At 31.0% G+C, this 4,162-nt stretch carries 5 protein-coding genes and 1 pseudogene; all 6 read right to left on the reverse strand.

All coding sequences use genetic code 11. The features are described 5' to 3' along the window. A pseudogene (locus tag Q1A73_RS24225) lies at positions 1–312 on the reverse strand (hypothetical protein); the annotation flags it as partial. A gap of 2 nt (positions 313–314) precedes the next feature. Next, on the reverse strand, positions 315–1,067 hold the full coding sequence (locus tag Q1A73_RS24230; RefSeq protein WP_299611328.1) for a hypothetical protein: 753 nt from the start codon (positions 1,065–1,067) through the stop codon (positions 315–317). A gap of 183 nt (positions 1,068–1,250) precedes the next feature. Next, on the reverse strand, positions 1,251–1,850 hold the full coding sequence (locus Q1A73_RS24235) for a hypothetical protein (protein ID WP_299611331.1): 600 nt from the start codon (positions 1,848–1,850) through the stop codon (positions 1,251–1,253). A gap of 601 nt (positions 1,851–2,451) precedes the next feature. After that, a complete protein-coding gene (locus Q1A73_RS24240; RefSeq protein ID WP_299611334.1) occupies positions 2,452–2,997 on the reverse strand; it encodes a hypothetical protein in 546 nt (181 codons plus the stop codon). 164 nt (positions 2,998–3,161) lie between these two features. Beyond that, complete coding sequence (locus tag Q1A73_RS24245) at positions 3,162–3,623, reverse strand: HAD domain-containing protein (RefSeq protein ID WP_299611337.1); 462 nt, start codon at positions 3,621–3,623, stop codon at positions 3,162–3,164. Continuing rightward, positions 3,620–4,048 carry a hypothetical protein gene (locus Q1A73_RS24250; RefSeq protein WP_299611340.1) on the reverse strand — a complete coding sequence of 143 codons (429 nt, stop codon included), beginning with the start codon at positions 4,046–4,048 and terminating at the stop codon, positions 3,620–3,622. The genes Q1A73_RS24245 and Q1A73_RS24250 overlap by 4 nt, the downstream gene beginning before the upstream one ends. Positions 4,049–4,162 lie beyond the last annotated feature (114 nt).

The raw sequence follows: 4,162 nt of genomic DNA on the forward strand, positions 1-4,162 counted from the left end.
AACTTGTTTTTTTGCCATTCCAGTTGTATCCGTTCCAATAAGGTTTTGATTTTTGTCAAAAATTGGCATTGGAGGTGAAGGCGGGGAGAGTCTAATGGCAAAATTTAAAGAGTCTACTAATTGTGGGAAAACTTCATATAAAACAGCTTGTTCAAATTCTAATTCCGTTTGTTTTTTATTGCAACTAAACGAGGCTAGAATTATTGAAATAATTAAGAATGTCCGTTTTATAGTCATATGTGCTGTAACGTCTCTTGTATGTTGCGTTTGCCTGCCGAAGTCGGCATATGCAATATACAAACTGTTGTACACCGTTATTTATATTTTCTTTTAGCAACAAGATATTCCTTTCCGTTTACTGTTTTATACTTTTTAGTCCAAAGTCCATTCTTGTTGTATTTATATCTAAAATATTCATACTCATACAAAAATGGTCCTCCTGTGATTGGGATTGGAAATTCTCGCTTCGGTTCATATTCCCTGTGAATTTCAATCAAATTATTTCGGTCGTCGTATTTATAATTTGTTGTGGCCTTTTCGTTGATAATTTTTCCGTTCAAATCTTCGTAAATACCGAATTCTATTGATTGAATAACATTTCCATTTTTATCATATTCTATCAGTTCTTTGTAAGGCCACGCTTTGATATCAGGTTCCTCCATTCTTTCAATGAGTTTGGGTTTTCCTAACTTGTTGAAGTCAGAATATTTTTCTGTCATTCCAAAATCAAATTCCTTTCTTACAAGCAATGTGGCATCATATTCCAATTTAAGATTTGAAATATCGTTTATCTGTCCCTCGTTGATGTCAAAGGTGTTTGTTTCACGTTCTACGTTTCCATACTTGTCATATTTAAATTCCTTTCGGCTTCGAAGTTCATTTTTCCAATAATTTTCTTGGACTGAAACAAGTCCATTTGTGAGGTAATATTTAGTACTCCATTTTCCCATTTCTATGTTTTTTTCAACATAGAAGTCATAATTTTCCAATAATTCAGATTCGCTTTTTTGAGCGAAAGAAATACCAAAAATTGAAAAGGTTATTATGAGTGCTGGGAGGTTCTTCATAATGGTGTACAACGTTTTATATATGTGTCGTAGCAGCGCAAATTGTTACCTTGCTTTTCGATTTTTCTGCTTATTGGTTGCTAACTTTTACTTTTTGCAGGCATTGCGCCTTACCAAAATTACATAGACCATACAACTAATAGCTTAGCTGCTATGATCACATATATGTTGTTGTATACTGGATTATTTTCCTTTATAATCTGAAAACATATTATTTTTAATAAATTTATTTCCAAATTCTTTACTTATCATTAATTCCATAGTATCAATTCTGCTTTTGGAGTTTATTTTTCCACTGAACACAAACTTTACTAATTCAAATTCATTCCCTTTTTTCTGATTTACCCCAGCTCTGATTAATACGATTTTTTGATGTGTTAAATTATTTTCGTATTTCGCGTTATCAAGTTTAAGTTTAGATTCTTCTAATCGCCGTTGATCATATTCTATTTGAATTAAATATTCATTTTTTTTGTTTTTATTTAATTTGATTAGTTTGTTCCGGTTAGCAATATTTTTTTCGAGTAAAGTGATTCTTTGCTTTTCCTTTTCAATAATTAATTGATTTAAACTTATTACGTATTTTAAATTGTTTATTCCGATATTTTGAAAGTAGCTAAAATCAACTTTTTTAGTACTCAGTATTTTAAAAGAATCTATTTGTAAAGTGTCATTTTCTGTTTCGGCCGAAGCAGTGTATATATATTCTAATTCCTTTTCTAATTTACTATTACAAGAAAGGAAACTAAGTGATAGTATGAAAATATAAATATATTTCGTCATTTTTTTCTTGTATACAACGTTTAATATATGTGTCGTAGCAGGGCAAAATGTTACCTTGCTTTTTGATTTTCCTGCGCATTGATTGCTAACTTTTACTTTCTGCAAGCATTGCGCCTTACCAAAAATACAACAACCAATCGATTGATCACTTTGCTGCTATGGCACATATATCTTGTTATCGTGCGTTTATTTTTTTCAGTCACTAACCTTACTAGACTAGCCATGCAAGGTGATATTACTTGCGTTATTACTCCGTCAATTTTTATTTTTTCTTTTCTTGAGATCACCTTGCAATCATCGAGTAGGGGACAGACCTTACCAAATGAACCTGAACTTTTTTTTGTCAGAAGTTGATCAGCCAAAAAAGCGATTTTTTAGCACGTTACTTCTCCGTAATCTTCCTCAATTTTGGTTTTTTCTTATCGCTTTTTCCTCGATTTATCCTTAACTATCACAAAAATACTCAGGTCATTGGGTGGTTAACCGTTCGTTGCTTTCGTTCTACTTTTCAGATTCCTAAAATGCACGGATAACGTTTAATGTATGGTGTGTTTGCATCACGAAGGGTGCATATACACTATACATAATGTTATCTGTTTTTTTATTTCTTTAATATCCATAATAAAGCTAAAATTATCAAACAAATTGGAAGAACAATTTTCATCATCCAATTCCGATAATCATTTTCACCTTTCCAAAATTCACGTTCAGTTTCTTTATACTCTTTTTTCATTTTGGTTTTAAGGCTGCTATCCAGTCTTTTTTTCAATTCAAGAATAAGCTTTTCAGGGTCTTTTATTGTAAACGTTGTAATTCTATGATTTTTTCCATTCGAAAACAGTCTGATTTCTTTTCCAGTTCTAAAAGAATAATCACTACCGCTACTTTTGGTCGTTATGAATCTCATACCTGCGTCCGAAATTGATTTCCATTCAATACTTTTCTTTCGTCCGATCAATGGATAATTTAGAATTAGAAAATCTTTCGTAATAGCTACTGAACAAAGAATTAGCGTATTCGATGCAATCAAACCTCCAAGAAATATGAATCCTAATGGAAAAACAATAGCCCAGTTGATTCCGGATTCTTGGGTGTCTAAAAGAAATTTAATTCCAATTCCGATCAAAAATAAACTTCCAAATATCATCAAAATCAAATTAAAGGTTGATAATTTACTTTTATAAAGGATTTTGGAACTCTGATTAGACATTGATTATTTTACGGTTTTTTATTCAAATTCAGCAATTACAGATAACGTCTCTTGTATGTTGCGTTTGCTAGCCGAAGGCAGCATATGCAATATACAACCTGTTATGTTCTTTTTATTTTTTCAATTGCAAGTTCCAATTTTTCTATATCAAATCCCTTTTGCAATTCAGTTAAGATTAATTTTTGCTGATACTTTTCTTCCAATCCATTCAGCGATTTATCATCATCAATAATCAAGAAATCAGAAATCTTAAAATCCTCGATAAATCTTGTTATTTCATCTTTTCTGGTCTTGCAATTATCATATTCAGGTAAGAAACCACCAATTTGAGTTTTAATATTTCGATTTCTGAAAATATGATTAAATTCTACTAATGTTTTTACTGTTCTGCGTGTTGAACTTAACCAAACTTCAAATTCCCATTTAGATAAAAGCTCGTTCAAGTTATTTACACAATGTTTGTTAAATTTAGAATAACCATCAGAATCAATTTCATCAGCCTTCCATATAGGAGTTGTTATCAGAACTCCATCCAAGTCTAATATCAATACAGACTTAGTCATTTTTTGAGTTCTTTTTTTGCTTTTATCAACTTATTCAGTTCTTCAATGACGTTTAGTTTTGAGTTTTTTGGTAAATTAACACAACCCATTCCTCCAAAAATAACTTCCCAGTACCCTCCTTCATCTATTATCATTTGTCCAACAGCTCTCATTTCAGTTTCGCTTAATGACATCGGTAAACCAATAACCTCAAGATTGTATTCTGATTCAGCATAGACCTCTTTAAAAACAAATATTTCTTCCCCATCTCGTTTTTTCTTCTCAGGAAGAACTTCTATAATAGTTCCGTATGTCAATATTTCATTAAAAGGATCATTATTCGTCAGTTTGTATCTATGGTCAGAAACTTTGATTACGTCATAATTTGCCGTTGAAGCTTCATCAGGAACATACATTTTTATTTCTATAATTTCTTCTTCGTTCATTTTTGTAATTGAACATAACGTTAGTGTATGGGTAGTTCTGCTCGTAGAGTAGTATTGACCATACACAATGTTATGTGCTGTTTTTATTTTAATTTTTTATTCCAGTCAAAATTA

Origin of the sequence: uncultured Aquimarina sp. (assembly GCF_947492115.1) — a bacterium.
In the GTDB taxonomy this organism is placed as follows: Bacteria; Bacteroidota; Bacteroidia; order Flavobacteriales; family Flavobacteriaceae; genus Aquimarina.

Bases quoted from the DNA above. Each gene is read 5' to 3' on its own strand.
- Q1A73_RS24230 (WP_299611328.1), bottom strand. From the start codon at position 1,067: ATGAAGAACCTCCCAGCACTCATAATAACCTTTTCAATTTTTGGTATT.
- Q1A73_RS24235 (WP_299611331.1), bottom strand. From the start codon at position 1,850: ATGACGAAATATATTTATATTTTCATACTATCACTTAGTTTCCTTTCT.
- Q1A73_RS24240 (WP_299611334.1), bottom strand. From the start codon at position 2,997: ATGATATTTGGAAGTTTATTTTTGATCGGAATTGGAATTAAATTTCTT.
- Q1A73_RS24245 (WP_299611337.1), bottom strand. From the start codon at position 3,623: ATGACTAAGTCTGTATTGATATTAGACTTGGATGGAGTTCTGATAACA.
- Q1A73_RS24250 (WP_299611340.1), bottom strand. From the start codon at position 4,048: ATGAACGAAGAAGAAATTATAGAAATAAAAATGTATGTTCCTGATGAA.